This window comes from Burkholderia sp. AU17457 (genome assembly GCF_002223255.1).
Taxonomy (GTDB): Bacteria; Pseudomonadota; Gammaproteobacteria; order Burkholderiales; family Burkholderiaceae; genus Burkholderia; species Burkholderia sola.
The window spans coordinates 566,551-592,916 of the sequence record NZ_NKFB01000003.1; the positions used below are offsets into that span (position 1 = coordinate 566,551).

The following is a 26,366-nucleotide window of genomic DNA, read 5'->3' on the forward strand; positions in this document are numbered from 1 at the left end:
AAATATACCGATTGGAATTCAGATCAGGCCGTCGAGCGGCAGGATGTCGACCGGGGTGCCCGCGTCGACTGCCGCGGAATCGTGGCCCAGGACGATGAAACAGTTGGCGGCCGCGAGACCGCTCAGCGACGCGGAGCTTTGCGATCCGGCCGGTGCGACGTGCCATTGGCCATCGGCGGCGCGCGTTGCGATGCCGCGCAGGTAGTCGGTGCGACCGGGGCGCTTCTTCAGCGCCTGGGTGCTGAGCGCCGTGTACATGGCCGGCGGCGGCGTCCGCGCGCCGGCCAGCGTCAGCAGCGCGGGGCGCACGATCGCATGGAACGTCACGGCGGACGCAACCGGATTGCCGGGCAAGCCGAAGAACAGCGCGCGACCGGCGCCGTCGGCCGCGCGGGCGAGCGAGCCGCACGCGAGCGGCCGGCCCGGCCGCAGCGCGACGCTCGCGAACGTCACGTCGCCGAGCCGGGCCATCACGTCGCGCGTGAAATCGGCTTCGCCGACCGACACGCCGCCCGACGTGATCACCGCATCGGCCTGCGCGGCGAGGGCGTCGCGCAATGCGGTTTCGAGCGCGGCCGGGTCGTCCCGGACGATGCCGAGATCGATCGCGTCCACGTGCACCCGTTCGAGCATCGCGATCAGCATCCCGCGATTGCTGTCGTACAGCGCGCCGCGGCCGAGCGGTTCGCCGGGCTCGCGCAACTCGTCGCCGGTCGAGAACACGGCGACGCGCACGCGTCGGCGCACCGTGACGTCGGCGATGCCGAACGACGCGAGCAGGCCTAGATCGGACGGCCGCAGCATGCGGCCCGCGGCGAGCGCACAGGCGCCGCGCGCGAGATCCTCGCCGGCCCGGCGGCAGTTCGCGCCGCGCGCGACGTCCTGCGCGGCGAAGCGAATCGTGTCTCCGTCGACGCGCACGCGTTCCTGTGGAATCACCGTGTCGCATCCGGCCGGCATCGGCGCGCCCGTCATGATGCGCACGCATGCACCGGCCGCCACGACCCCGTCGAACGGATGGCCGGCGAACGCGGTGCCGGCGACCGTCATCTCGACCTCGCCCTGCGCCGACGCGCGTGCCGCGGCGCCGCCGTCGAACGCATAGCCGTCCATCGCCGAGTTGTCGTACGCGGGAATGTCGAACGGCGCGCTCACGTCGGCCGCGAGCACGCGATCGAGCGCATCGCGCAGCGCCACCGTATCGCACGCGTCGACGGGCACCGCGAAGCGGCACGCGAGTGCCTGCGCGTCGGCGAGCGACAGCGGGGCATCGGGGTCGGGTGCGGTTCGGGAGGCGGGCGAGGATTGCGTGATCATCAGTCGGACTGCGCCGCAAGGCGTATCGGGTTCGTGGCCGGTGGCGCGAGGAGGGTGCCTGGACGCGGGTTTCGCGTATGGCGGGCGTCGGGCGGGAACGGCGCGGGACCGTCAGCGGCGGGCCAGCGCGGCGAGTTCCTGCCAGGAGTTGGCATTGTAAAACGCACGCTCGTCGCGAAACTCGACTTCGACCGTCGTGTGGCGTGCGTACCACGCACGTACCTTCCGGTCGCCTGCCGCGAGCCGGGCGGCCAGGTCGTCCGCCAGCGACGTGCGCAGCAGCGCGAACGTCGGCTGCGGCGAGCGCATCCGCTGCGCGTCGACGGTGACCGCCATCGCGATGTCGGCCTGGTGCGCGTCGAGCGCCGCATGCAGCCGCGCGACGAGGTCGGCGGGCAGGTAGGGCGTATCGCACGGCGAGCACGCGAGCAGCGGCGCGCGCGCCGCGCGCATGCCGGCGAGCAGGCCCGCGAGCGGCCCGGGGAAGTCGGGCGTTTCATCCGCGACGATGCGCGCGTCGAACGGCGCACCGAGTTCGGCATAGCGATCGGCATGGCGATTCGCGCTGATCAGCGTCTCGTCGACCTGCGGCGACAGCCGGCGCAGTACATGCAACGCGAGCGGCGTACCGTCGAGCAGTTGCAGGCCCTTGTCGACGCCGTCCATGCGGGTTGCGCGCCCGCCCGCGAGCAGCAGGCCGGCGATCGACGGGGAGGCGGGGGCGGGCATCGTGCGCAGATGGAAAGAGCGGCGTGCGTCAGCCGCCGATATACGACATTTCGACGCGCTTGCCGGCGCCCTCGGGCGCGGCGTCGGCAAGCGCGCTGCCGCGCAGTTGCGAATAGCGGTCGGTGCGCGCCTGCCAGATGCGGGCGATCGCGGTCGCGATCTCGGCATCGGTCGCGCCGCCGCGCACGAGCGCACGCAGGTCGTGCCCGGTCGACGCGAACAGGCACAGGTACAGCTTGCCCTCGGTCGACAGCCGCGCGCGCGTGCAGTCGCCGCAGAAGGCTTGAGTGACGCTCGAGATCACGCCGATCTCGCCGCTGCCGTCCGCATAGCCCCAGCGCTGCGCGGTCTCGGCCGCCGTGTGCGCCTCGAGCGGCACGAGCGGGAAATGTTCGGCGATGCGCGCGACGACGTCCGACGACGGCAGCACCTCGGTCATGTTCCAGCCGTTCGACGTGCCGACGTCCATGTATTCGATGAAGCGCAGGATCACGCCGGTGCCGCGAAAACGCTCGGCCATCGGCAGGATCTCGCTGTCGTTGGTGCCGCGCTTCACGACCATGTTGACCTTGACCGGCGTGAGGCCCGCGGCCTGCGCGGCGAAGATGCCGTCGAGCACGTCGGCGCTCGCGAATTCGGCATCGTTCATGCGCTTGAACAGCGTATCGTCGAGCGCATCGAGGCTGACCGTGACGCGCGTGAGCCCGGCGTCCTTCAGCGCGCGCGCCTTGCGTGCGAGCAGCGAACCGTTGGTCGTCAGCGTCAGGTCGAGCGGGCGGCCGGCGTGCGTCGTCAGCCGCGCGAGGCGCTCGATCAGGAATTCGAGGTTCTTGCGCAGCAGCGGTTCGCCGCCCGTGATGCGGATCTTCTCGACGCCGTGCGCGACGAAGAGCCGCGCCACGCGCTCGATTTCCTCGTGCGTGAGCAGCGCGCTGTGCGGCAGGAACGGATAGTCCTTGTCGAAGACCGCGCGCGGCATGCAGTACACGCAACGGAAGTTGCAGCGATCCGTCACCGAAATGCGCAGGTCGCGCAACGGCCGGGCGAACGTGTCGGCCAGCGTGCCGTCGGGGGCATGCGCGACGCCGGAGACGTCCGGCATCCCGCTGACGTCGGCGAGGGGAATGATGCGTCGGGACATGTTGAAAGAAGTGCGAAGCAGACTGCTATTTTAGCCGCAACCGGCCGGCGGGGCCGGTGGGCGGAAACCCGCAGCGCGGACGTGAAAAAGCCCGCCGGAGGCGGGCTTTTCCTGGTCGGGCGATACGCCGTTCAGTGGTGCGTCGTTTCGACCTGCTGCATCGGGGCCGTATCGACCGGCGGCAGCACCTTGCGTTCGCGCGGCACGCGGGCCGGGCGCGGGAGTCGCGATGCGGCTTCCTGCGCGGCCGCGAACTTGTCGGCGTCCGTGTTCACCCAGACGAGACCGGCCTGCTCCAGCACGACATCCAGGCTCGCCGAAGCGGGCGCGGCTGCCGGTTGTGCGGGCGCGGGAGCCGGTGCGGCGACGGCCTCGGCCGCGGCCGGTGCTGCCTCGACAGGCGCTGCTTCGACCGGTGCCGGTTCGGCAACCACCGGAGCGGCTTCGATCGCGACGGCCGGTGCGGCTTGCGGCGCCTCGACAGCGGCCGGCGCGGCCGCCGGCACGTCGAACGCATCGGTCGGCGACACCTCGACCGGCGCCGGGCCCGCTTCCGCGACCGCCGGTGCGACCGGTGCCGGTTCTGCTGCCTGCACGGCGACGACGGGCTCGACCGGGGCGGCCGGGGCCGCTTCGGCGTGTGCCGATGCCGGCTGCGCTTCGACGGCGGCCGGTGCGGCATGCTGCTCGGCGACGGTTTCCACGGCCGCCGCAGTGGTCACGGCCGCGACGACTGCCGGTGCGGCCGTGTGGGCCGGTTCGGCCGCGACCGGTGCGGCCGGCGTCACGGCTTGCGCGGCGACTTCGCCTTCGGCGCCTTGCTCGGCCTGGTCGATTGCGCCGTCTTCCTCGCGCTCGCGACGACCGCCGCGGCGGCCGCGACGGCGACGGCGGCGTTCTTCGCCGTCACGTGCGCCGGCTTCCGCATCGGCTGCCAGTTCCGCGCCGGGCAGCGCTTCTGCCGCAGCCTTGTCGGTTTCCGGTTCCGGATGGTTTTCGCCGCGGGTGACGGTCTCGAGCGTGGCCGCGTGCTGGGTCGGCTTGCGGCGTTCGCCGCGCTCGCGACGCTCGCCGCGTTCCTGGCGCTCGCCACGGCCGGCTGCGTCGACGCCTTCCGGCTGTTCGACGCGCTCGCGCGGTTCGCGGTTTTCGCGCGGTTCGCGCGGCTCACGGCCTTCACGCGGCTCACGGCCTTCGCGCGGGCCACGGCCCTCGCGACCTTCGCGGCCCTCACGGTTTTCACGACCTTCGCGGTTTTCGCGGCCCTCGCGACCTTCACGCAGCTCACGACCCTCGCGCGGCTCACGGCCTTCACGCGGTTCGCGCACTTCCTTGCCTTCGCGTTCCTGGCGTTGCGGCTGGCCACGGCCTGCGGCTGCCTGGTCGCGGCCGCCTTGCGCCTGCTGGGCGCCGCCGCGACGGTTGCGGTTGCGATCGCCGCCGCGCTGCTCGGTCTTTTCGGTGCGCTCGCGAGCCGGACGGGCGGCCTGCTCCTTCGCCGGTGCCGGCGCGACCGGTGCGGGCGCCGGTGCCGGCGACACGCCGAACAGGCCCTTCAGCCAGCCGATGAAGCCGCCGCTTGCCGCGGCGACGGGCGCCGGGGCCGGGGTGGCAACGGGTTCGACCGGACGCTGCGGCGCCGGGCTCGGGGCCGGACGCTCGGGCGTGATGCCCTTGACCGCGGCTTCCTGCTTCGGCTTCACTTCGGCCGCACGCTTGCTGTAGCCGGTTTCCGACTCGAGTTCGCGGGCCGCTTCCTCGGCCATCTTCCAGGATGCGCGCGGATCGTCGAGGCGCGCGTCGTCGTGACGCAGGCGCTCGAGCTTGTAATGCGGCGTATCGAGGTGCTTGTTCGGGATCAGCACGATGCCGACCTTGAAGCGCGACTCGATCTTGTTGATTTCCTGACGCTTTTCGTTGAGCAGGAAGGCGGTCACCTCGACCGGCACCTGGCAGTGGATCGCCGCGGTGTTTTCCTTCATCGCTTCTTCCTGAATGATCCGCAGGACCTGCAGCGCGGACGATTCGGTGTCGCGGATGTGGCCGGTGCCGTTGCAGCGCGGGCACGTCACATGGCTGCCTTCCGACAGCGCCGGACGCAGGCGCTGGCGCGACAGCTCCATCAGGCCGAAGCGGGAGATCTTGCCCATCTGCACGCGCGCACGGTCGTGCTTGAGCGCGTCCTTCAGGCGCTGCTCGACTTCACGCTGGCTCTTCGCCGATTCCATGTCGATGAAATCGATCACGATCAGGCCGCCGAGGTCGCGCAGGCGCAGTTGGCGAGCGACTTCGTCGGCCGCTTCGAGGTTCGTGCGGGTGGCCGTTTCCTCGATGTCCGCGCCCTTGGTCGCGCGGGCCGAGTTCACGTCGATCGCGACGAGCGCTTCGGTGTGGTCGATCACGATCGCGCCGCCGGACGGCAGCGGCACCGTGCGCGAGTACGCGGTTTCGATCTGGTGCTCGATCTGGAAGCGCGAGAACAGCGGCACGTCATCGTGGTAGCGCTTCACCTTCGCGACGTTGTCCGGCATCACGATGTCCATGAATGCACGGGCCTGATCGTGGATTTCGTTCGTGTCGATCAGGATTTCGCCGATATCGGGCTGGAAATAGTCCCGGATCGCGCGGATCACGAGGCTCGATTCCAGATAGATCAGCATCGGCTGGCCGGCGTTGCCGCTTTGCGACGCCGCTTCGATCGCGCGCCACAGCTGCAACAGGTAGTTCAGGTCCCACTGCAGTTCCTCGGCGCTGCGGCCGATGCCCGCGGTACGGGCGATCATGCTCATGCCGTCCGGGATCTGCAGTTGCGCCATCGTTTCGCGCAGTTCCTGGCGCTCGTCGCCTTCGATCCGGCGCGACACGCCGCCGCCGCGCGGATTGTTCGGCATCAGCACGAGGTAACGGCCGGCGAGCGAGATGAAGGTGGTGAGGGCGGCGCCCTTGTTGCCACGCTCTTCCTTCTCGACCTGGACGATCAGCTCCTGGCCTTCGCGCAGTGCATCCTGAATGCGCGCGGAGCGCATGTCGATGCCGTCCTTGAAGTACTGGCGGGCGACTTCCTTGAACGGCAGGAAGCCGTGGCGGTCTTCGCCGTAGTTGACGAAACACGCTTCGAGCGACGGCTCGATACGGGTGATGACACCTTTGTAGATATTGCCTTTGCGCTGTTCGCGCCCGGCGGTTTCGATGTCGATGTCGATGAGCTTTTGCCCATCGACGATGGCGACGCGCAGCTCCTCCTGCTGCGTCGCATTGAACAGCATGCGTTTCATGAACGACTCCAGGCGGCTCCGCTGCCGACGCCTCGCGGTTGTCAGGCGCGAGGGCGGGAACGACGGCAGGCCGCACCTTGTTGTGTTGTCACGAGCACGCTGGAGCGGGAATGCTGGCGGGGAGAATTGCCTGAAGAGGCGCTTGGGCCCGAAAGACGGGGCCGGCGGCCATAGGGCACCTGCGAATACGGCTTCAAAGCACGGCGTTCACACACCGCACGCTGCAAAAGCGCGCTAAGCCTGATCCGGGCATCGCCACGGGCGCGCGCAATGCGTCGCGCGCGCCGACGGGCGGCAGATGCTGCGGCTTGGGCCGCAGCGGGGAGTATCGAATCCAGCCCGACTTTCCCGCTTGGGGTGTACTTCCCTGGTTTGACGTCGCCAAGCCCCGCACGCTTCGCGGGGCCAAATCGGGCGCAACGCCGTAATTTTCGCAACCGGCAGCCTGCGGACGCACTGCGCGCCGTCGGGCTGCCGATCAAATTCTTTTCAACCAACTTTCCGTTACCGCGGCGCCTTGCCGACCGAATCCGCCTGTGGGCGCGATCCTTGCCGACGGGCGGCGCCGTGCGTGCAACTTGCTGCTTCTCTTTGATTAGGGGCGAGCAGCGGACCCCCGGCGCAAGTAAAATAGCAGTTTGCGCTTGCGCCTTGCCCGATTCAGCCGGGGCTGGCCGAACAGGCCACCCACAACGTCAGGCTGGGCAAAATTATATTCAGTATGAATGAGTTAGGCAAAATATCCCAGAATTCGGTCGCAAGCGGCCAGGTATCGATGATCGAGATCGACGAAAACTCGGCCGGTCAGCGCATCGACAACTTCCTGTTGCGCGTCTGTAAAGGCGTGCCGAAAAGCCATATTTACCGGATCCTCCGCAGCGGCGAAGTGCGCGTCAACAAGGGCCGGATCGACGCGCAGTACCGCCTCGAGCTGGGCGACCTCGTCCGCGTGCCGCCGGTGCGCGTGGCGGCGGCCGACCTGGCGCGCGCCGATACGCCGGTCGTGCCGCCCGCGAATTTCGACGTGCTGTACGAGGACGACGCGATGCTCGTGATCGACAAGCCGGCCGGGGTCGCGGTTCACGGCGGCAGCGGCGTCGCGTTCGGCGTGATCGAGCAGATGCGCCAGGCGCGCCCGCGCGCGAAATTCCTCGAACTGGTGCACCGGCTCGACCGAGAGACGTCCGGCATCCTGATGCTCGCGAAGAAGCGCACGGCGCTCGTCGCCCTGCACGAGCAGATCCGCGAGAACCGGATGGACAAGCGCTACTTCGCGTGCGCGCACGGCGAATGGCAGCCCGACTGGGGCCGGCGCCGCGCGGTCAAGGCGCCGCTGTTCAAGTATTCGACCCCGGAAGGGGAGCGGCGCGTGCGCGTGCAGGACGACGGGCTGCCGTCGCATACGGTGTTCAACCTCGTCGACCGCTGGTCCGACTATGTGCTCGTCGAAGCGGAACTCAAAACGGGTCGGACCCATCAGATCCGGGTGCACCTCGCGCATCTCGGCCTGCCGATCGCCGGCGACGCCAAGTATGGCGATTTCGCACTGAACAAGGCGCTGGCGCGCGCGAATGCGCAGCCGTCGCTGAAACGGATGTTCCTGCATGCGCACCGTCTGAAGCTCGCTCACCCGCTGACCGGCGAGGCGCTGCAGTTCGATGCGCCGCTGCCGGCCGAATGCCGGCGCTTCCTCGATCAACTCAGCGCATTGCGCGATACCGCCTGAACCGCATGGCTCGACAGCAATTTGACCTGATCGTCTTCGACTGGGACGGCACGCTGATGGATTCGACCGCGCACATCGCGCACAGCATCCAGGCGGCATGCCGCGATCTCGGCCTGCCCACGCCGTCCGACGAAGCTTCCCGCTACGTGATCGGCCTCGGGCTGCGCGACGCGCTGCAGATTACGGCCCCGACCCTCGATCCGTCCGACTATGCGCGGCTGGCCGAACGCTACCGCTATCACTATCTGCTCGACGACCAGCGCATCGAACTGTTCGCCGGCGTGCGCGAGCTGCTCGCCGAACTGCGCGACACGGGCTACCTGCTCGCCGTCGCGACCGGCAAGGGGCGGGTCGGGCTGAACCGCGTGCTCGACCAGTCGAAGCTGACGAGCCTGTTCGATGCGACGCGCTGTGCGGACGAAACGTTCTCGAAACCGCATCCGGCGATGCTGCACGAATTGTCGCGGGAATTGGGGCAGGACCTGTCGCGCACCGTGATGATCGGTGACACCACGCACGACCTGCAGATGGCCGCGAGCGCCGGCGCGGCCGGCGTCGGCGTCGCGTATGGCGCGCACACGGCCGATGCGCTGGCGGCGCTCGCGCCGCGCTTCGTCGCGCCGGACGTCGGCGCGCTGGCCGCATGGCTGCGGGAGCACGCATGAGCGCGGCGCCGGACGCCGTGCGCGTATGCGCGTCGGACGCGCTGACCGACGGCGGCGCCGGCGTGCGTGTCGACGCGACGCTGCGCGGCGAGCAGGCCGTCGTGTTCTTCGTGCGCTACGACGGCCGCGCCTACGGCTACCTGAACCGCTGCGCGCACGTGCCGATGGAACTCGACTGGGCCGAAGGGCAGTTCTTCGAGTCGTCGGGCCTCTATCTGATGTGCGCGACGCACGGCGCGATCTACGCGCCGGATACCGGCAAGTGCGTCGGCGGCCCGTGCCGCGGCGGCCGCCTGCGGCCTGTCGAGGTCGACGAGCGCGACACGCCCGACGGCCGTGCGGTATTCTGGGTGCCCGATGCGGACCTGCATCCCGCCACTTCCGCCACGACCGATTGACGACACTACTGCATGGCCGACCAACCGAATTCCCCGGATTCCTCCTCCCGTCCCGACAGCCGTGAACCCAGCTGGGAGCGCGCGGCGCTCGAGCGGATCGCGCTCGCGGCGGTCAAGGAGCAGCGTGCGGCACGGCGCTGGAAAATCTTCTTCCGCTTCGCGTTTCTCGGCGTGTTCGTGCTGCTCGCGTTCGCGCTGATCGATTTCTCGAGCGATTCGAAGTTCTCGGCGAGCGGGCGGCATACGGCGCTCGTGACGATCGACGGCGAGATCGCGGCCGGCGTCAACGCCAACGCCGACGACATCAACACGGCGCTCGACGCCGCGTTCGACGACGACGGCACGGTCGGCGTCGTGCTGCGGATCAACAGCCCGGGCGGCAGCCCGGTGCAGGCCGGGATGGTCTACGACGAGATCCGGCGGTTGCGCGGCAAGTATCCGGACAAGCCGCTGTACGTCGTCGTGACCGACATGTGCGCATCGGGCGGCTATTACATCGCGTCCGCCGCCGACAAGATCTATGTCGACAAGGCGAGCATCGTCGGGTCGATCGGCGTGCTGATGGACGGGTTCGGCTTCACCGGGCTGATGGGCAAGCTCGGCGTCGAGCGGCGCCTGCACACGTCGGGCGAAAACAAGGGCTTCTACGATCCATTCTCGCCGGAAACGCCGAAGATGGACGCGCACGCGCAGGAACTGCTCGACCAGGTGCATGCGCAGTTCATCAAGGCGGTGAAGGATGGCCGCGGCAAGCGGCTGCACGAGACGCCCGACATGTTCTCGGGCCTGTTCTGGACGGGTGAAAAGAGCGTCGAACTGGGCCTTGCCGACGGCTACGGCACGACCGACACGGTCGCGCGCGACGTGCTGAAAGCGCCGGATCTGGTGGACTATACGGTGAAGGAAAGCCTGACGAATCGCGTCGCGCGCAAGTTCGGCGCGGCCGTCGGGGGCGCCGCGATGAAGGCGCTGACGGCCGGCGGCGCGTCGGTCAGCCTGCGCTGACGGCTGGCGACGATCGGCGGGCCGCGACGGCCCGCCTTTCATCTGGTGAGCTGATCGCCGTTCGCGGCATCAATTCGCCAGCAGCAGGAAGATCGCGGGGCGCTTGTGCAGATTCGGTGCAGGCGCCTTTTTCCAGTCGGCCACCGTGCGACTCGCGATCGTCTCGGTTGCGAGGGTCAGGTCGGCCGCGACGCAGATCTGCGTCGACGGCGCGCAGGTCGCGACCAGCGTGTCGAGCATCGCGTGATTCCGGTACGGCGTTTCGATAAAGATCTGCGTCTGGCGCGCCTTGCGCGACAGTTGCTCGAGTTCGCGCAGCCGTTTCGCGCGCGCGGCCGCATCGACCGGCAGATAGCCGTTGAACGCGAAGCTCTGGCCGTTCAGGCCCGACGCCATCAGCGCGAGCAGGATCGAACTCGGCCCGACGAGCGGCACGACCTTCACGCCTCGCTCGTGCGCGCGGCGCACCAGCAGCGCGCCGGGGTCGGCGACGGCCGGGCAGCCGGCTTCCGACACGAGGCCGGCGTCCGCACCGGCCAGCACGGGCGCGAGCAACCGGTCGATGGCGCCGGCCGGCGTATTGACGTTCAGCTCGCTGATCTCGATTTCCTGGATCGGCCGCGTCGTACCGATCTTCTTCAGAAACGCGCGCGTCGTTTTCGCATTCTCGCCGATGTAATAGCCGAGCGTGCCGGCGCGCGCCTGCACGGCGGCGGGCAGTACGGCGGCGAGCATCGATTCGTCGCCTTCGCCGAGCGTGTTCGGGACGAGATAAAGCGTGCCGGCGGTCATGCGCGGTCTCCTCGGGTGGTGGCAAACAGCGGGTAATCGGCGGCGCGCAGCATCCGCGTGAGGGCGATCAACGGCAGGCCGACGAGCGCGGTCGGGTCGTCCGAGTCGATCGCGTCGAGCAGCGCGATGCCGAGCCCTTCGGACTTCGCGCTGCCGGCCACGTCGTACGGCGTTTCCGCCCGCAGGTAGGCGTCGAGTTCGGCCTCGGGCAGCGAACGGAAGCGCACGTGCGTGACGATGTCCTCGACCTGCGCGTCGTCGGTGCGGCTGTCGTACAGGCAGAGCGCACTGTGGAATTCGACTTCGCGGCCCTGCATCGACACGAGTTGCGCGAGCGCGCGCTCGTGGGTGCCGGGCTTGCCGATCTGATGCCCGTCGAAGGTCGCGACCTGGTCCGACCCGATCACGAGCACGCCGTCCGGCGCGTCGATCGTCGCGGCCACGGCCCGCGCCTTCGCGCCGGCAAGCCGCAGCGCGGTCGCGGCCGGCGTTTCGCCGGCGAGCGGGGTTTCGTCGAGGTCCGGCGACACGACGTCGAACGGCACGCCAAGGCGCTCGAGGAGCGCGCGGCGGTAGCGGGAGCTGGAGGCAAGAATCAGCCGCGGCGGGCGGCAAACGGTATCCGGCATGGTCGGTTGGATCGGTGAGTCGTGAGGTGTGGCGCGGCGTTGCGCGGACGCAAGCTTAAGTGATTGACCGCAAAAGGTAAAACAGGTATGCTTTCCCGCTTTTCGTCGGCAGGCTTTCGTTGTGGTGGCGCCTGCCGGGTCTTCGGAAGTAAAGTACGTCATCCTTCGATGAGCCGTACGCGAGCGGTGCCAAGCCGGATCCGCAAGTCAGCCTGTAGGCAGGAGCGCACATGAACACTTCTTCTGGCAAACCTGCGGCGGCCCTCGATCCGCACGCGGTCGACCTGTTCGAGTTCGCCCGCAGCGGGCGGCAGGCAGCCGGGGCGGTGCGCCTCTCGCAGCTGCCGCGCATGTTAAACGAAGTGCCGGCGGACGCGCCAGATCGCGACACGGTGTTCACGTGGCAGGCGGAAGGGTTCACGCAGAAGGAGTTGCAGGACGACGGCGCCGACGGGCAGCAGCCGTATCTGCGCCTCGCGGTGCACGGCCATGCGTGGCTCACGTGCCAGCGCTGCATGACGCCGTACGACCAGACGTTCGACGTCGACATGACGTACCGGGTCGTCGCGACCGAAGAAGAAGCTGAAGAATTTCCGCTCGACGACGATGAAGCCGATGTGATCGTGGGCTCACGCCAGTTCGATCTCGTCGACTTGATCGAAGAGGAATTGCTGCTTTCGTTGCCGCTCGTGCCCAAGCACGAGGTTTGCCCGGCAGTTCACGAAAGCCTCGTGTCGGGCGCGAGCGGTCCCGCGGAAGAAACGGACGAGGAGTCCGACGAAGCCGGGGACGAAGGCAAACGGCCGAATCCGTTCGCAGCGCTGCAAGCGCTGAAGAAGGACGGTGACGGCACCAAGAAACACTAAGCAGTTGTGGCGCGGGAAGGCGTAAGGGCTTTGGGCCAGGGTAGTTAAGCGCCGGATCGGGCTGTGTTAGAATCCGGAAAATTATTTAGGAGTTAGTCATGGCAGTCCAGCAAAACAAGAAGTCGCCGTCGAAGCGCGGCATGCATCGTTCGCACGATTTCCTGACGGCAGCGCCGCTGGCAGTCGAGCCGAGCACGGGTGAAGTGCACCTGCGTCACCACGTCAGCCCGAACGGCTACTATCGCGGCAAGAAAGTCGTCAAGACGAAGAACGACTAAGCGTCAAGTCACGCGTTGCGCGCTACGCTCGCCGTTCGCGTGACAACTGGTTCGCTTGACACTTTCCTGGCTCAACAAAAAGGCGGCATTCAACTGCCGCTTTTTTGTGCCTGAAATTCGTCGCATTCCATGACCGTAAAGCTCACAATCGATTGCATGGGAGGCGACCACGGCCCGTCCGTGACCGTTCCCGCGGCAGTCAAGTTCGTCCGCGCGCATCCCGATGCGCACCTGATGCTCGTCGGCATCGAAAGCGCGATTCGCGCTCAGCTGAAGAAGCTGAAAGCTCTCGACGATCCCGCGTTGACCGTCGTGCCCGCCACCGAAGTCGTGGCGATGGACGACCCTGTCGAAGTGGCGCTGCGCAAGAAGAAGGATTCTTCGATGCGCGTCGCGCTCAACCACGTCAAGGAAGGCGCCGCGCAGGCCTGCATCTCCGCCGGCAATACTGGCGCGCTGATGGCCGTTTCCCGTTACGTACTCAAGACGCTGCCCGGCATCGAGCGGCCCGCGATCGCGTTCGCGCTGCCGAACCCGACCGGCTACACGATGATGCTGGACCTCGGCGCGAACGTCGACTGCGAGCCGCAGCACCTGCTGCAGTTCGCGGAGATGGGGCACGCGCTCGTGGCCGCGCTCGAAGGCAAGGAGCGCCCGACGATCGGCCTCCTGAACATCGGCGAAGAGGTCATCAAGGGCAACGAGACGATCAAGCGCGCAGGCGAGCTGCTGCGCGCCAGCACGCTGAATTTCCGCGGTAACGTCGAAGGCAACGACATCTACAAGGGCACCGTCGACGTGATCGTCTGCGACGGCTTCGTCGGCAACGTCGCGCTGAAGACGTCCGAAGGGCTCGCGCAGATGCTGTCGGACATCATCCGCGAGGAGTTCGGCCGTTCGCTGATGTCGAAGCTGATGGCGCTGCTCGCGCTGCCGGTGCTGATGCGTTTCAAGAAGCGCGTCGATCACCGCCAGTACAACGGCGCGGCGCTGCTGGGGCTGAAGAGCCTCGTGATCAAGAGCCACGGTTCGGCCGACGCCTACGCGTTTGAGTGGGCGATCAAACGCGGGTATGATGCCGTCAAAAACGGGGTGCTGGAGCGCCTCGCGCGCGCGATGGCGGATAATTCAGTGTCGCTCGGCGACGGCGGACACGACGCGGGCGGCGCGGGCCAGGCAAGCCCGGCCGCAGGCCATCACGCCGAACCTTCCGCTGCGCAATCCTCTAAAGCATAAATGGCCCAATCGACTCTCTATTCCCGCGTGCTCGGCACGGGCAGCTACCTGCCGCCCGACCGCGTCACGAACCAGCAGTTGACCGATCGTCTTGCGAAGGAAGGCATCGAGACCAGCGACGAATGGATCGTCGCGCGCACGGGCATCCATGCGCGCCATTTCGCCGCACCCGACGTCACGACGAGCGATCTCGCGCTCGAGGCGTCGCGTCGTGCGATCGAAGCGGCCGGCGTCGATCCGCAGTCGATCGACCTGATCATCGTCGCGACTTCGACCCCCGATTTCGTGTTCCCGAGCACCGCGTGCCTGCTGCAGAACAAGCTCGGCATCAAGAACGGCGGCGCCGCGTTCGACGTGCAGGCCGTATGCTCGGGCTTCGCGTATGCGATGGCCACGGCCGACAGCTTCATCCGCAGCGGCCAGCACCGCACCGCGCTGATCGTCGGCGCGGAGACGTTCTCGCGCATTCTCGACTTCAAGGACCGCACGACCTGCGTGCTGTTCGGCGACGGCGCGGGCGCGGTGATCCTGTCCGCATCGGAAGAGCCGGGCGTGCTCGGCAGCGCGCTGCACGCGGACGGCAGCTACTCGAACATCCTGTGCACGCCGGGCAACGTCAATCGCGGCGTGATCGACGGCAGCGCGTTCCTGCACATGGACGGGCAGGCCGTGTTCAAGCTCGCGGTCAACGTGCTCGAAAAGGTCGCGATCGAAGCGCTCGCGAAGGCGAATCTCGCGCCCGAGCAAATCGACTGGCTGATTCCGCACCAGGCCAACATCCGCATCATGACCAGCACCTGCCGCAAGCTCGGCCTGCCGCAGGAGCGCATGGTCGTGACGGTCGACCAGCACGGCAACACGTCGGCCGCGTCGATTCCGCTGGCGCTCGACGCCGCGGTGCGCGACGGTCGCATCCAGCGTGGCCAGCACGTGCTGATCGAAGGCGTCGGCGGCGGCTTCACCTGGGGCGCGTCGGTCTTCCGCTTCTGATCCGCGGCGCGCGACAAGCCGCGCGCGGATCCCGTCGGCGCGCCGTTCGTGCGCGCCGTCCGAATCGATTCAATTGGGGACGATATGAAATTTGCATTCGTTTTTCCGGGGCAGGGCTCGCAAGCGATCGGCATGCTCAACGCATTCGCCGATCTGGCCGTCGTGCGCGAGACGCTCCAGGAAGCGTCCGATGCGCTCAATCAGGATCTCGGCAAGCTGATCGCCGAAGGTCCGGCCGAAGAGCTGAACCTGACCACCAACACGCAGCCCGTGATGCTGACCGCCGCGTACGCGTGCTACCGCGCGTGGCAGCAGGCAGGCGGCCCGGCGCCGTCGATCGTCGCCGGCCACAGCCTGGGCGAATACACGGCGCTCGTCGCGGCCGGCGCGCTCGCGTTCAAGGACGCGGTGCCGCTCGTGCGCTTCCGTGCGCAGGCGATGCAGACGGCCGTGCCGGTCGGCCAGGGCGGCATGGCCGCGATCCTGGGTCTCGACGACGACACGGTGCGCGCGGTATGCGCCGAAGCCGCGGAAGCGGGTGTCGTCGAAGCGGTGAACTTCAATGCGCCCGCGCAGGTCGTGATCGCCGGCAGCAAGGCCGCGGTCGAAAAGGCGTGCGAGATCGCGAAGGCGAAGGGTGCGAAGCGCGCGCTGCCGCTGCCAGTGTCGGCGCCGTTCCATTCGTCGCTGCTCAAGCCGGCGTCGGACCAGCTGCGCGACTATCTCGCGAGCGTCGACGTGAAGGCGCCGCAGATTCCGGTCGTCAACAACATCGACGTCGCGGTGGTCGGCGATCCGGCCGCGATCAAGGATGCGCTGGTACGCCAGGCCGCGGGTCCGGTGCGCTGGGTCGAATGCGTGCGGCACATCGCGGGCACCGGCGTCACGCACGTGATCGAATGCGGGCCGGGCAAGGTGCTGGCCGGCCTGACGAAGCGCATCGACGGCAACCTGGTCGGCGCGTCGGTGTTCGATCCGGCTTCGCTCGACGAAGCACTGAAGCTCGTGACCGCCTGACGCGGCGCCTTTCCTCAAGAGACGGATATTCGATTCATGGACAAGACTCTCGATAAACAGGTTGCGATCGTGACCGGCGCGTCGCGCGGCATCGGCCGGGCGATCGCGCTCGAACTCGCGCGCCTCGGCGCGACGGTCATCGGCACGGCGACGAGCGAATCGGGCGCCGCCGCGATCACCGCGGCGTTCGCGGAAGCGGGCGTCACGGGCCGCGGCGCGGTGCTGAACGTCAACGACGCGGCCGCCGCCGAGGCGCTGATCGATGCGACCGTGAAGGAATTCGGCGCGCTGAACGTGCTCGTCAACAACGCGGGCATCACGCAGGACCAGCTCGCGATGCGGATGAAGGACGAGGACTGGGACGCGGTGATCGACACCAACCTGAAGTCGGTGTTCCGCCTGTCGCGTGCGGTGCTGCGCCCGATGATGAAGGCGCGCGGCGGCCGTATCATCAACATCACGTCGGTGGTCGGCTCGGCCGGCAATCCGGGTCAGGTCAACTACGCGGCCGCGAAGGCCGGCGTGGCAGGCATGACGCGGGCGCTCGCGCGCGAAATCGGCAGCCGCGGCATCACGGTGAACTGCGTGGCGCCGGGCTTCATCGACACCGACATGACGAAGACGCTGCCGGAAGAACAGCAGGCCGCGCTCAAGACCCAGATTCCGCTCGGCCGCCTCGGCAGCCCGGAGGACATCGCCCATGCCGTCGCGTTCCTCGCATCGCCGCAAGCCGGTTACGTCACCGGCACGACGCTGCACGTGAACGGCGGCATGTACATGTCGTAACGGTTTTCGTTTACCATCCGCGCCGTATCCCGTTTTTCAGGCGGACCGGCGCTTGATCGACCATCAAGCCAACGCGCGTTTTGCCGTCAGCAAACCTGATAAAATGCGCGCACTTGTAAATCTGAACTTTCCCTCGGAGGGGTAATGGACAACATCGAACAACGTGTCAAGAAGATCGTCGCTGAGCAACTGGGCGTCGCGGAAGCCGAGATCAAGAACGAAGCTTCGTTCGTGAACGATCTGGGCGCCGATTCGCTCGACACGGTCGAACTGGTGATGGCTCTGGAAGACGAGTTCGGCATGGAAATCCCGGACGAAGAAGCAGAGAAGATCACGACCGTTCAGCAAGCGATCGACTACGCTCGCGCAAACGTCAAGGCGTAAGCGCCTTTCGCGCTTGTCCGCCACGTCGCCGCGATCATCGCGATTGACGCGCCATCCTGCCGGCTTCGCGCCGGACGGACTAACAGCCACAGGGCTCGCAGGGCTGGTTCCTGTGGCCACTGTGGCTTTTGTTTTTGTCATCCAATAATGGAAAAGAGGTTACCGTGAGCCGCCGTCGTGTTGTCGTTACAGGCCTGGGGCTGATTTCGCCTGTTGGCAATAATGTTGCCGACGGCTGGGCCAATCTCGTCGCCGGCAAGTCCGGTATCGCCACCGTCACGAAGTTCGATGCGTCGAACCTCGCCTGCCATTTCGCGGGCGAAGTGAAGGGTTTCAGCGCCGAGGAGTACATCCCGGCGAAGGAAGCCCGGAACATGGATACGTTCATCCATTACGGCATCGCCGCCGGCGTCCAGGCCATCCGGGACAGCGGGCTGGAAGTGACCGAAGCCAATGCGGAACGCATCGGCGTGCTGGTCGGTTCCGGCATCGGCGGCCTGCCGATGATCGAAGATACGCACCAGACCTACGTCGATCGTGGCGCGCGCCGGATTTCGCCGTTCTTCGTGCCGGGTTCGATCATCAACATGATCTCGGGTCACCTGAGCATCATGTTCGGCCTGAAGGGCCCGAACCTCGCGGCCGTCACGGCCTGCACGACCGGCTTGCACTCCATCGGCCTCGCCGCGCGCCTGATCCAGGCCGGCGACGCCGACGTGATGGTCGCGGGCGGCGCCGAATCGACGGTGTCGCCGCTCGGCATCGGCGGTTTCGCGGCAGCACGCGCGCTGTCGACCCGCAACGACGATCCGGCTACCGCGTCGCGTCCGTGGGACAAGGACCGCGACGGCTTCGTGCTCGGCGAGGGTTCCGGCGTGATGGTGCTCGAGGAATACGAGGCGGCGAAGGCGCGCGGCGCGAAGATCTATGCGGAAGTCGCCGGCTTCGGCATGACGGGCGACGCGTACCACATGACCGCGCCGAACATGGATGGTCCGCGCCGCTGCATGGTCGCGGCACTGCGCGACGCCGGCATGAACGCCGACGAGGTCCAGTACCTGAACGCGCATGGCACGTCCACGCCGCTGGGCGACAAGAACGAGTCCGACGCGGTGAAGGCGGCGTTCGGCGAGCACGCGTACAAGCTCGTCGTGAACTCGACGAAGTCGATGACGGGCCACCTGCTGGGCGGCGCGGGCGGCCTCGAATCGGTGTTCACGGTGCTGGCGCTGCACAACAACGTGTCGCCGCCGACCATCAACATCTTCAACCAGGACCCCGAGTGCGATCTCGATTACTGCGCGAACACCGCGCGTGACATGAAGATCGACGTGGCCGTGAAGAACAACTTCGGCTTCGGCGGGACCAACGGCACGCTGGTGTTCAAGCGCGTCTGACGGCGAATCGCTTGACGAGTCCATTCGATGCTCCGGCCGGGCGTCCGCAGCGCTTTGCGTTGCGGGCCTCGGCCGTGTCGTATCTCGTGCTGGCCGCGTTCGTCGCGTCGGCTGCCGCATCGGCGTACCTGTTCTGGGCGCCGCGCGCGGGCGCTGCCGCCGGCGCAGGCGTGTCGGCCGTGACGGCGGCGCTGCTGGCCGTATGCGCGGCGCGGGCTTGCGCCCGCCGGCTGCCGGCCGAGCTGCAAATCGATGCGTTCGGGGAGATTGCGGCGTTTGGCCGCACCGGGCGCTTGCTGGCCCGCGGCCGCGTGACGGGCCATGCGCACTGGAGCAGCCTGCTGCTGGTGCTGTCGGTCGGGCAGGGTGCCCGGCGCGCGCGGCCGCTGCTGATTCCGGCCGACGCGCTCGATGCCGCGTCATTCAGCGCGCTGTCGGTGCTGGCGAGAACGGCCGGGGCGGCGGCGCGGGCATGACGGCGGCGTGGTTACCGACCGTAACCAGCGGCCGGCGCCGGAACGCTACAATAACGCTCCGCGTTGCATCCCTAGTTAACGGATTTGTCAGGTGAGTGAAAAAGAAATCGATCAGGCTCTGGTCGAACGCGTACAGAAGGGCGACAAGGCGGCGTTCGAACTCCTGGTCTCCAAATACCACCGCAAGATCATTCGGCTGATCTCGCGCCTCGTGCGGGATCCCGCCGAGGTCGAGGACGTGGCCCAGGACGCGTTCATCAAGGCGTATCGTGCGCTGCCGCAATTCCGCGGCGAATCGGCGTTCTATACGTGGTTGTACCGAATTGCCGTCAACACGGCGAAGAACTACCTTGCGACGCAAGGCCGCCGGGCGCCGACCTCGACCGAGGCCGATGCGGAGGAAGCGGAAACTTTCTCCGACGCAGACCAACTAAGGGATATCAACACGCCTGAGTCGATGTTGATGAGCAAGCAGATTGCCGAGACGGTCAACGCTGCAATGGCTCTGCTGCCCGAAGAACTGCGCCAGGCAATCACGCTGCGCGAGATCGAGGGCCTGAGCTACGAAGAGATCGCGGAAATGATGGGCTGTCCAATCGGGACGGTCCGGTCGCGGATCTTCCGCGCGCGCGAAGCAATCGCTGCCAAATTGCGTCCGCTGCTCGATACGCCCGAAGGAAAGCGCTGGTAAGCGCGGCGGGCGGAACGACGCGGGTCGGGGTCTAGTTACGGATAGAGTCGTGAAGTCACGACGGGGTGTGCAAGATGGGGAGCATCATGGGGTCGGTCAATACGCAATCGCAAGCGTGCTCGCGCGGCGAGCGCCTTTCCGCGCTGGTCGACGGCGAAATGTTCGATGGCCCGGACCACGGGCAGTTTCTGGCTGAGCTCGACCGCGCGGATCGCGCCGTGTGGGCCCATTACCACCTGATCGGCGATGCGCTGCGCTCGGACGAGCTCGCGCTGCCGCCCGCGCTGAGCGTCGCGTTCACCGCGCGCATGTCGGCCGCGCTCGAAAGCGAGCCGCATCTGCTGGCACCGGCGGCCGCGCCGGTCGCGCGCAAGCTGCTGGCGCTGCGCCGCCGCGTCGTGCCCGCGTTCGCGGTGGCCGCCGCGGCCGCCACGCTGACGTGGATCGTCGTCCCGCAAATGCAGACGGCCGGGGCGCCGGGCGCCGTTCAGGTCGCATCGGCAGGCTCGCCGCAGAACGGCAACCTGCAGCGCGTGACGGTTGCGCAGGCATCGGCCCAGCCGGGCCTGCAGGACGTCAACATCATTCGCGACGCCAGCCTCGACCAATACCTTGAAGCGCACCAGCAGTTCGCGCAGCAGCCCGTCGTCACGGGCTCGATGCCGCTGATCCGCGCTGCCGTGACCACCACGCCAGGCCAATAAACCCGATGCGGACATTGCAGTTGAATCACGCCATCTCCGGATGGAAGCGGCTGCCGGCCCTCCTGCTTTGCGCAGCCGCCCTGTTGTCCGTTCACTCCCTTCCCGCCAGCGCCCAGCAACCGGACGATCCCGTCGCGACCCGCAAGGGCGCCGCGGACTGGCTCGACCGCGTCCAGCAGGCCGCGCAGCAGCAGAGCTACGAAGGTACGTTCGTCTACCAGCGCGGCGGGTACGTGCAGTCGTCGCGCATCGCGCACGTCTCGTCCCGCGACGGCGAGTTCGAGCGGATCGAAACGCTCGACGGCAAGCCGCGCAAGCTGCTGCGGCACAACGACGAGCTGTACACGTTCGTGCCCGAGCGCAAGCTGTGCGTGGTCGAGCGCCGTCAGACGCGCGACTCGTTCCCCGCGCTGCTCGGCGCGAGCGGCGAGCACGTGATGTCCGTCTACGATGCGAAGTCGCTCGGCAAGGACCGCGTGGCCGGGATCGACGCGCAGGTCGTCGAGCTCGTGCCGAAGGATGCGTACCGTTTTGCGTACAAGCTGTGGGCCGATGCGCGCACCGGGCTGCTGCTGCGTTCGCAGACGCTCGACGCGAACGATCGCGTGCTCGAACAGATCGCGTTCTCGCAAGTGCAGACGGGCGGCGCAAGCGGCGACAAGGCCGCGATCGCAGCCGGCATGCGCAACCTGAGCGGCTGGACGGTCGTGCGCCCGCCGGTCGCGACGGTCGACATGGAAGCGCAGGGCTGGCAGCTTGCGCCGAGCGTCGCCGGCTTCCAGAAGATTCGTGAAGTGCGCCGGCCGATGGCCGCGCGCGATGCGGGCGATCCGCCGATCCCGGTCGATCAGGCCGTCTTCACCGACGGCCTCGCGACGATCTCGGTCTTCATCGAGCCGGCCGAGAAAAATACGCGCAAGGAAGGCGCGGGCAGCACCGGCGCGACGCACGTTCTCGTGAAGCGCCGCGGCGACTACTGGATCACCGTGCTCGGCGAAGTGCCGCCGGCAACGTTGCAGCAGTTCGCGTCTGCCATAGAATACAAGGCTTCCAAGTAACGCTACGGCTCCCGACATGACGAAACTCACGCTGCGCAAAGTGCTCGCGGCGGCGGCGCTGTGTGCCTGCCTGCCGCTCGTCCCGCAAACCGCTGTCGCTGTCACGCCTCCCGCTGCCAGCCTGCCCGATTTCGCCGACCTCGTCGAAAAGGTCGGCCCCGCGGTCGTGAACATCCGGACCACCGCGAACGTGCCGGTACCCGGCCCGCGCGGCGTGCTCCCGCCAGGCTTCGACAACGGCGACATGTCGGAATTCTTCCGGCGCTTCTTCGGCATTCCGCTGCCGCAGGCGCCCGGCAACGGCGGCAGCCCGAAGAACGCGCCGGCGCCGGACAATGGCCCCGACACCGAGCAGAACCGCGGCGTCGGCTCGGGCTTCATCGTGTCGGCCGACGGTTACGTGATGACCAATGCGCACGTCGTCGACGATGCGGACACCATCTACGTGACGCTGACCGACAAGCGCGAATTCAAGGCGAAGCTGATCGGCGTCGACGACCGCACGGACGTCGCGGTCGTCAAGATCCAGGCGTCGAACCTGCCGGTCGTCGCGATCGGCGATTCGAACAAGGTGCGCGTCGGCGAGTGGGTCGTCGCGATCGGTTCGCCGTTCGGCCTCGACAACACGGTCACCGCCGGCATCGTCAGCTCGAAGAGCCGCAACACGGGCGACTATCTGCCGTTCATCCAGACCGACGTCGCCGTGAACCCCGGCAACTCGGGCGGCCCGCTGATCAACATGCAGGGCGAGGTGATCGGCATCAACTCGCAGATCTACAGCCGGACCGGCGGCTTCATGGGCATTTCGTTCGCGATTCCGATCGACGAGGCGATGCGCGTGGCCGACCAGTTGAAGGCGACCGGCAAGGTCACCCGGGGCCGGATCGCGGTGGCGATCGGCGAGGTGACGAAGGACGTGGCCGACTCGATCGGGCTGCCGAAGGCCGAAGGCGCGCTCGTCAGCAGCGTCGAGCCGGGCGGCCCGGCCGACAAGGCCGGCATCCAGCCGGGCGACATTATCCTGAAGTTCAACGGCCGTCCGGTCGATGCGGCGTCGGACCTGCCGCGCATGGTCGGCGACACGAAGCCCGGCACGAAGGCGACGGTCAGCGTGTGGCGCAAGGGCCAGGCACGCGATCTGCCGATCACGATCGCGGAAACGCCGGCCGAGTCGACGGCGAAGGCCGAGCAGCGCAAGAACGCGCCGCAGAAGCCGCGTCAGACCAATTCGCTCGGCCTGACGGTCAGCGACCTGACGGCGGAGCAGCTGAAGACGCTGAAGCTGAAGAACGGCGTGCAGATCGATGGCGTCGACGGTCCGGCCGCCCGTGCGGGCCTGCAGCGCGGCGACATCGTGCTGCGCGTCGGCGACACCGACATCACGAACGCGAAGCAGTTCGCCGACGTGACCGCGCAGCTCGATCCGCAGAAGGCGGTCGCGGTGCTCGTGCGGCGTGGCGACAACACGCAGTTCGTGCCCGTGCGGCCGCGCGCGACCCAGAAGTAACGCGGCCGATGTTCACGCTCTACGGCCGCGGCTGGTGCCACCTGTGCGACGACATGCGCGACGCACTGGCGCCGGTGGCGGCCGAATTCGGCGTCGCGGTCGACTACGTCGACATCGACACCGATGCGGCGCTCGTCGCGCGTTACGACGAGGATGTGCCGGTGCTGCTGCTGGACGGCGCGGAAGTGTGCCGCCACCGGTTCGACGACGCGCGGGTGCGCGGCGCGCTGGCGGCCCGGCGTTGAGCCTGGCCTGCCGCGGGCCCGTGCCGCTTCATACGGGGTTTGATCCGGCGGGCGTCGTGCCGGCTCCCGCGGGGCGGGCGTCCGAAATCCCGCCCGGCGTAAGCCTTTTCGGCTAAAATAAGCCGTTTTTTCACCGACTTACACAAGGCGTGCTCCGCAGTCGTCGAGCGCGCCTTTTTCGCTTGATCGGCACTGAATGGATCATATTCGCAATTTCTCGATCATCGCGCACATCGACCATGGCAAGTCGACACTCGCGGATCGCATCATCCAGGTATGCGGTGGCCTCGCCGACCGTGAAATGGAAGCGCAGGTGCTCGACTCGATGGATATCGAGCGCGAGCGCGGCATCACGATCAAGGCGCAGACGGCCGCGTTGTCCTATCGTGCACGCGACGGCAAGGTCTACAACCTGAACCTGATCGACACGCCGGGGCACGTCGACTTTTCGTACGAGGTCAGCCGTTCGCTGTCCGCGTGCGAAGGCGCGCTGCTGGTCGTCGACGCGAGCCAGGGCGTCGAGGCGCAGACGGTCGCGAACTGCTATACGGCGATCGAGCTCGGCGTCGAGGTCGTGCCCGTGCTGAACAAGATCGACCTGCCGGCCGCGAACCCCGAGAACGCGATCGAGGAGATCGAGGACGTGATCGGCATCGACGCGACCGACGCCACGCGCTGCAGCGCGAAGACGGGCCTCGGCGTGGAAGACGTGCTCGAGTCGCTGATCGCGAAGGTGCCGCCGCCGAAGGGCGATCCGGCCGCGCCGCTGCAGGCGCTGATCATCGATTCGTGGTTCGACAACTACGTCGGCGTCGTGATGCTCGTGCGCATCGTCAACGGCACGCTGCGTCCGAAGGACAAGATCAAGATGATGGCGACCGGCGCGCAGTATCCGGTCGAGCACGTCGGCGTGTTCACGCCGAAGTCGCGCAATCTCGAGTCGCTGTCGGCCGGGCAGGTGGGCTTCATCATCGCCGGCATCAAGGAACTGACGGCCGCGAAGGTCGGCGATACCGTCACGCACGCGACCAAGCCCGCCGCCGAGCCGCTGCCGGGCTTCAAGGAAGTGAAGCCGCAGGTGTTCGCGGGGCTGTATCCGGTCGAGGCGAACCAGTACGACGCGCTGCGCGAATCGCTCGAGAAGCTGAAGCTGAACGACGCATCGCTGCAGTACGAGCCGGAAGTGTCGCAGGCGCTCGGCTTCGGTTTCCGCTGCGGCTTCCTCGGACTGCTGCACATGGAAATCGTGCAGGAGCGGCTCGAGCGCGAATTCGACATGGATCTCATCACGACCGCGCCGACGGTCGTCTACGAGGTCGTGCAGAGCGACGGCTCGACGATCATGGTCGAGAACCCGGCGAAGATGCCGGAGCCCGGCCGCATCGCCGAAGTTCGCGAGCCGATCGTCACCGTGAACCTGTACATGCCGCAGGATTACGTCGGCTCGGTGATCACGCTGTGCGAGCAGAAGCGCGGCTCGCAGATCAACATGCAGTATCACGGCCGCCAGGTGCAACTCACGTACGAGATCCCGATGGCCGAGATCGTGCTCGACTTCTTCGATCGCCTGAAGTCGGTGTCGCGCGGCTACGCGTCGATGGATTACGAGTTCAAGGAATACCGTTCGTCGGACGTCGTGAAGGTGGACATGCTGATCAACGGCGACAAGGTCGACGCGCTGTCGATCATCGTGCACCGGTCGCAGTCGCAATACCGCGGCCGCGAGGTCGCCGCGAAGATGCGCGAGATCATCCCGCGCCAGATGTACGACGTGGCGATCCAGGCCGCGATCGGCGCGCACATCGTCGCGCGCGAGAACATCAAGGCGCTCCGCAAGAACGTGCTCGCGAAGTGCTACGGCGGCGACATCACGCGGAAGAAGAAACTGCTCGAGAAGCAGAAAGAAGGTAAGAAACGCATGAAGCAGGTGGGTTCGGTCGAGATCCCGCAGGAGGCGTTCCTCGCGATCTTGCGCGTCGAAGACAAATAACAGGACTGATCCTTTTATGAATTTTGCGCTGATTCTTTTTGTGCTCGTCGTCGTGACGGGCGTAGCGTGGGTGTTGGACAAACTGGTGTTCCTGCCGCGGCGTCGCAAGGCGGCCGATTCGGCGATCGAGGAGTTCGATCGCCAGCAGTCGCGCATCGACAAGCGTTTCGCGGACGAAAACGCGGCGCAGACGCGTTCGAAGCTGCGTGACGAAAAGCTGCGCCAGCCGTGGTGGCTCGAGTACACGGCGAGCTTCTTCCCGGTGATCCTGGCCGTGTTCGTCGTGCGTTCGTTCATCGTCGAGCCGTTCAAGATTCCGTCGGGCTCGATGGTCCCGACGCTGCTCGTCGGCGACTTCATCCTCGTCAACAAGTTCGAGTACGGGCTGCGCCTGCCGGTCACCAATACGAAGATCACGCAGGGCAGCCCGCTGTCGCGCGGCGACGTCGTCGTGTTCCGCTATCCGAAGGACGAGTCGGTCGACTACATCAAGCGCGTGATCGGCCTGCCGGGCGACACGGTCGCGTACCAGGACAAGCAGCTGACGATCAACGGCCAGCCGGTGCCGGAAACGCCGCTGCCCGATTTCTTCGACGACGAGCGCCAGAATTACGCGAAGCAGTTCGAGGAGACGATCGGCAACAAGAAGAACGCGATCCTCAACAACCCGGCCGTGCCGCCGTTCGTGATGGGCGCATACGACTATCCGTATCGCGACAACTGCACGTACAACAGCCGCGGCGTGATCTGCAAGGTGCCGCCCGGTCACTACTTCATGATGGGCGACAACCGCGACAACAGCGCGGACAGCCGCTACTGGGGTTTCGTGCCGGACCAGAACATCGTCGGCCGCGCGTTCTTCATCTGGATGAACTTCGGCGACCTGAAGCGCATCGGTTCCTTCAACTGACCGCATTCGATTCATCCGCAATACGCGACGCACGGGCCGCGTCGCGTATTGCCGAACGACTTTAAGAACCGGCGGTAACACCGCCTCGTCACGCCTTTTCGTGTCCGGCCGTGCCGTTTCGGCCCGACCGGGCGCCCGCGTTATACTCCTGCAC

At 67.3% G+C, this 26,366-nt stretch carries 26 protein-coding genes; 20 read left to right on the plus strand and 6 right to left on the minus strand.

The features are described 5' to 3' along the window. Positions 1 to 18 precede the first annotated feature (18 nt). The 4 genes from moeA to CFB49_RS05115 all read right to left on the minus strand — a co-directional run bounded on the left by moeA (position 19) and on the right by CFB49_RS05115 (position 6,462). Complete coding sequence (moeA, locus tag CFB49_RS05100; RefSeq protein WP_089434730.1) at positions 19 to 1,317, minus strand: molybdopterin molybdotransferase MoeA; 1,299 nt, start codon at positions 1,315 to 1,317, stop codon at positions 19 to 21. A gap of 111 nt (positions 1,318 to 1,428) precedes the next feature. Then, positions 1,429 to 2,046: a molybdenum cofactor guanylyltransferase MobA gene (gene mobA, locus CFB49_RS05105; RefSeq protein ID WP_089490808.1), complete on the minus strand. Its 618-nt coding sequence runs from the start codon at positions 2,044 to 2,046 to the stop codon at positions 1,429 to 1,431. 28 nt (positions 2,047 to 2,074) lie between these two features. Then, a complete protein-coding gene (gene moaA / locus CFB49_RS05110) occupies positions 2,075 to 3,187 on the minus strand; it encodes a GTP 3',8-cyclase MoaA (RefSeq protein ID WP_089490809.1) in 1,113 nt (370 codons plus the stop codon). A gap of 131 nt (positions 3,188 to 3,318) precedes the next feature. Next, a complete protein-coding gene (locus tag CFB49_RS05115) occupies positions 3,319 to 6,462 on the minus strand; it encodes an Rne/Rng family ribonuclease (protein WP_089490810.1) in 3,144 nt (1,047 codons plus the stop codon). Positions 6,463 to 7,183: 721 nt separating this feature from the next. On the opposite strand from CFB49_RS05115, the gene CFB49_RS05125 reads away from it, so the two are divergent. From CFB49_RS05125 to CFB49_RS05140, 4 genes are read left to right on the plus strand one after another with little or no spacing between them, the layout of a single operon-like run. Then, entirely contained in the window at positions 7,184 to 8,188 is a 1,005-nt protein-coding gene (locus CFB49_RS05125) for an RluA family pseudouridine synthase (RefSeq protein WP_069620562.1), read from the plus strand. 5 nt (positions 8,189 to 8,193) lie between these two features. Further along, positions 8,194 to 8,853, plus strand: a complete 660-nt coding sequence (locus tag CFB49_RS05130) for an HAD-IA family hydrolase (RefSeq protein WP_069620561.1) — start codon at positions 8,194 to 8,196, stop codon at positions 8,851 to 8,853. Further along, complete coding sequence (locus CFB49_RS05135; protein ID WP_069620560.1) at positions 8,850 to 9,251, plus strand: Rieske (2Fe-2S) protein; 402 nt, start codon at positions 8,850 to 8,852, stop codon at positions 9,249 to 9,251. The genes CFB49_RS05130 and CFB49_RS05135 overlap by 4 nt, the downstream gene beginning before the upstream one ends. A gap of 12 nt (positions 9,252 to 9,263) precedes the next feature. Next, positions 9,264 to 10,256 carry a S49 family peptidase gene (locus CFB49_RS05140; protein ID WP_069620559.1) on the plus strand — a complete coding sequence of 331 codons (993 nt, stop codon included), beginning with the start codon at positions 9,264 to 9,266 and terminating at the stop codon, positions 10,254 to 10,256. Positions 10,257 to 10,325: 69 nt separating this feature from the next. Here CFB49_RS05140 and CFB49_RS05145 read toward each other — a convergent pair whose 3' ends face one another. Beyond that, complete coding sequence (locus tag CFB49_RS05145) at positions 10,326 to 11,048, minus strand: SAM-dependent methyltransferase (RefSeq protein WP_011544932.1); 723 nt, start codon at positions 11,046 to 11,048, stop codon at positions 10,326 to 10,328. Then, positions 11,045 to 11,677, minus strand: a complete 633-nt coding sequence (locus tag CFB49_RS05150) for a Maf-like protein (protein WP_012328148.1) — start codon at positions 11,675 to 11,677, stop codon at positions 11,045 to 11,047. Before CFB49_RS05150 ends, CFB49_RS05145 begins: the two co-directional genes overlap by 4 nt. Positions 11,678 to 11,907: 230 nt before the next feature. Between CFB49_RS05150 and CFB49_RS05155 the strand changes: the two genes are divergently transcribed. The 16 genes from CFB49_RS05155 to lepB all read left to right on the plus strand — a co-directional run bounded on the left by CFB49_RS05155 (position 11,908) and on the right by lepB (position 26,212). Further along, a complete protein-coding gene (locus CFB49_RS05155; RefSeq protein WP_069620558.1) occupies positions 11,908 to 12,543 on the plus strand; it encodes a YceD family protein in 636 nt (211 codons plus the stop codon). 98 nt (positions 12,544 to 12,641) lie between these two features. Next, a complete protein-coding gene (gene rpmF / locus CFB49_RS05160) occupies positions 12,642 to 12,821 on the plus strand; it encodes a 50S ribosomal protein L32 (protein WP_006051932.1) in 180 nt (59 codons plus the stop codon). A gap of 129 nt (positions 12,822 to 12,950) precedes the next feature. After that, on the plus strand, positions 12,951 to 14,057 hold the full coding sequence (plsX, locus tag CFB49_RS05165; RefSeq protein WP_069620557.1) for a phosphate acyltransferase PlsX: 1,107 nt from the start codon (positions 12,951 to 12,953) through the stop codon (positions 14,055 to 14,057). Then, positions 14,058 to 15,047: a beta-ketoacyl-ACP synthase III gene (locus CFB49_RS05170; RefSeq protein ID WP_006476506.1), complete on the plus strand. Its 990-nt coding sequence runs from the start codon at positions 14,058 to 14,060 to the stop codon at positions 15,045 to 15,047. Between the two features lie 84 nt (positions 15,048 to 15,131). Further along, positions 15,132 to 16,064 (plus strand): ACP S-malonyltransferase, encoded by a 933-nt coding sequence (gene fabD, locus CFB49_RS05175; RefSeq protein ID WP_089434735.1) that lies wholly within the window; start codon positions 15,132 to 15,134, stop codon positions 16,062 to 16,064. Positions 16,065 to 16,100: 36 nt separating this feature from the next. Further along, positions 16,101 to 16,850 (plus strand): 3-oxoacyl-ACP reductase FabG, encoded by a 750-nt coding sequence (gene fabG, locus CFB49_RS05180; protein ID WP_069620555.1) that lies wholly within the window; start codon positions 16,101 to 16,103, stop codon positions 16,848 to 16,850. Between the two features lie 144 nt (positions 16,851 to 16,994). After that, the gene (gene acpP, locus CFB49_RS05185) at positions 16,995 to 17,234 is read left to right on the plus strand and encodes an acyl carrier protein (RefSeq protein WP_004197638.1); all 240 of its coding nucleotides are present in this window, start codon (positions 16,995 to 16,997) and stop codon (positions 17,232 to 17,234) included. 164 nt (positions 17,235 to 17,398) lie between these two features. Continuing rightward, positions 17,399 to 18,631: a beta-ketoacyl-ACP synthase II gene (fabF, locus tag CFB49_RS05190; protein ID WP_050011474.1), complete on the plus strand. Its 1,233-nt coding sequence runs from the start codon at positions 17,399 to 17,401 to the stop codon at positions 18,629 to 18,631. Between the two features lie 11 nt (positions 18,632 to 18,642). Further along, positions 18,643 to 19,107, plus strand: a complete 465-nt coding sequence (locus CFB49_RS05195; RefSeq protein ID WP_069620554.1) for a hypothetical protein — start codon at positions 18,643 to 18,645, stop codon at positions 19,105 to 19,107. A gap of 91 nt (positions 19,108 to 19,198) precedes the next feature. Beyond that, positions 19,199 to 19,798, plus strand: a complete 600-nt coding sequence (gene rpoE, locus CFB49_RS05200) for an RNA polymerase sigma factor RpoE (RefSeq protein WP_006490873.1) — start codon at positions 19,199 to 19,201, stop codon at positions 19,796 to 19,798. 86 nt (positions 19,799 to 19,884) lie between these two features. After that, complete coding sequence (locus tag CFB49_RS05205; protein ID WP_089490811.1) at positions 19,885 to 20,502, plus strand: sigma-E factor negative regulatory protein; 618 nt, start codon at positions 19,885 to 19,887, stop codon at positions 20,500 to 20,502. A 5-nt stretch (positions 20,503 to 20,507) separates the two neighbouring features. Further along, positions 20,508 to 21,560, plus strand: coding sequence for a MucB/RseB C-terminal domain-containing protein (locus CFB49_RS05210; protein ID WP_069620553.1), 1,053 nt, complete (start codon positions 20,508 to 20,510; stop codon positions 21,558 to 21,560). A 16-nt stretch (positions 21,561 to 21,576) separates the two neighbouring features. Next, positions 21,577 to 23,067 (plus strand): DegQ family serine endoprotease, encoded by a 1,491-nt coding sequence (locus tag CFB49_RS05215; protein ID WP_069620552.1) that lies wholly within the window; start codon positions 21,577 to 21,579, stop codon positions 23,065 to 23,067. An 8-nt stretch (positions 23,068 to 23,075) separates the two neighbouring features. Then, complete coding sequence (locus tag CFB49_RS05220) at positions 23,076 to 23,312, plus strand: glutaredoxin family protein (protein ID WP_069620551.1); 237 nt, start codon at positions 23,076 to 23,078, stop codon at positions 23,310 to 23,312. 196 nt (positions 23,313 to 23,508) lie between these two features. Further along, complete coding sequence (gene lepA, locus CFB49_RS05225; protein WP_069620550.1) at positions 23,509 to 25,302, plus strand: translation elongation factor 4; 1,794 nt, start codon at positions 23,509 to 23,511, stop codon at positions 25,300 to 25,302. 16 nt (positions 25,303 to 25,318) lie between these two features. Beyond that, positions 25,319 to 26,212, plus strand: coding sequence for a signal peptidase I (gene lepB / locus CFB49_RS05230; RefSeq protein WP_069620549.1), 894 nt, complete (start codon positions 25,319 to 25,321; stop codon positions 26,210 to 26,212). The last annotated feature ends 154 nt before the right edge of the window (positions 26,213 to 26,366 follow it).

Bases quoted from the DNA above. Each gene is read 5' to 3' on its own strand.
- lepA (WP_069620550.1), top strand. From the start codon at position 23,509: ATGGATCATATTCGCAATTTCTCGATCATCGCGCACATCGACCATGGC.
- acpP (WP_004197638.1), top strand. From the start codon at position 16,995: ATGGACAACATCGAACAACGTGTCAAGAAGATCGTCGCTGAGCAACTG.
- CFB49_RS05135 (WP_069620560.1), top strand. From the start codon at position 8,850: ATGAGCGCGGCGCCGGACGCCGTGCGCGTATGCGCGTCGGACGCGCTG.
- moeA (WP_089434730.1), bottom strand. From the start codon at position 1,317: ATGATCACGCAATCCTCGCCCGCCTCCCGAACCGCACCCGACCCCGAT.
- CFB49_RS05115 (WP_089490810.1), bottom strand. From the start codon at position 6,462: ATGAAACGCATGCTGTTCAATGCGACGCAGCAGGAGGAGCTGCGCGTC.
- CFB49_RS05215 (WP_069620552.1), top strand. From the start codon at position 21,577: ATGACGAAACTCACGCTGCGCAAAGTGCTCGCGGCGGCGGCGCTGTGT.
- CFB49_RS05125 (WP_069620562.1), top strand. From the start codon at position 7,184: ATGAATGAGTTAGGCAAAATATCCCAGAATTCGGTCGCAAGCGGCCAG.
- CFB49_RS05210 (WP_069620553.1), top strand. From the start codon at position 20,508: ATGCGGACATTGCAGTTGAATCACGCCATCTCCGGATGGAAGCGGCTG.
- CFB49_RS05145 (WP_011544932.1), bottom strand. From the start codon at position 11,048: ATGACCGCCGGCACGCTTTATCTCGTCCCGAACACGCTCGGCGAAGGC.
- CFB49_RS05220 (WP_069620551.1), top strand. From the start codon at position 23,076: ATGTTCACGCTCTACGGCCGCGGCTGGTGCCACCTGTGCGACGACATG.
- plsX (WP_069620557.1), top strand. From the start codon at position 12,951: ATGACCGTAAAGCTCACAATCGATTGCATGGGAGGCGACCACGGCCCG.
- moaA (WP_089490809.1), bottom strand. From the start codon at position 3,187: ATGTCCCGACGCATCATTCCCCTCGCCGACGTCAGCGGGATGCCGGAC.
- lepB (WP_069620549.1), top strand. From the start codon at position 25,319: ATGAATTTTGCGCTGATTCTTTTTGTGCTCGTCGTCGTGACGGGCGTA.
- fabD (WP_089434735.1), top strand. From the start codon at position 15,132: ATGAAATTTGCATTCGTTTTTCCGGGGCAGGGCTCGCAAGCGATCGGC.
- fabG (WP_069620555.1), top strand. From the start codon at position 16,101: ATGGACAAGACTCTCGATAAACAGGTTGCGATCGTGACCGGCGCGTCG.
- CFB49_RS05140 (WP_069620559.1), top strand. From the start codon at position 9,264: ATGGCCGACCAACCGAATTCCCCGGATTCCTCCTCCCGTCCCGACAGC.
- CFB49_RS05155 (WP_069620558.1), top strand. From the start codon at position 11,908: ATGAACACTTCTTCTGGCAAACCTGCGGCGGCCCTCGATCCGCACGCG.
- mobA (WP_089490808.1), bottom strand. From the start codon at position 2,046: ATGCCCGCCCCCGCCTCCCCGTCGATCGCCGGCCTGCTGCTCGCGGGC.
- CFB49_RS05205 (WP_089490811.1), top strand. From the start codon at position 19,885: ATGGGGTCGGTCAATACGCAATCGCAAGCGTGCTCGCGCGGCGAGCGC.
- CFB49_RS05130 (WP_069620561.1), top strand. From the start codon at position 8,194: ATGGCTCGACAGCAATTTGACCTGATCGTCTTCGACTGGGACGGCACG.
- CFB49_RS05170 (WP_006476506.1), top strand. From the start codon at position 14,058: ATGGCCCAATCGACTCTCTATTCCCGCGTGCTCGGCACGGGCAGCTAC.
- CFB49_RS05150 (WP_012328148.1), bottom strand. From the start codon at position 11,677: ATGCCGGATACCGTTTGCCGCCCGCCGCGGCTGATTCTTGCCTCCAGC.
- rpmF (WP_006051932.1), top strand. From the start codon at position 12,642: ATGGCAGTCCAGCAAAACAAGAAGTCGCCGTCGAAGCGCGGCATGCAT.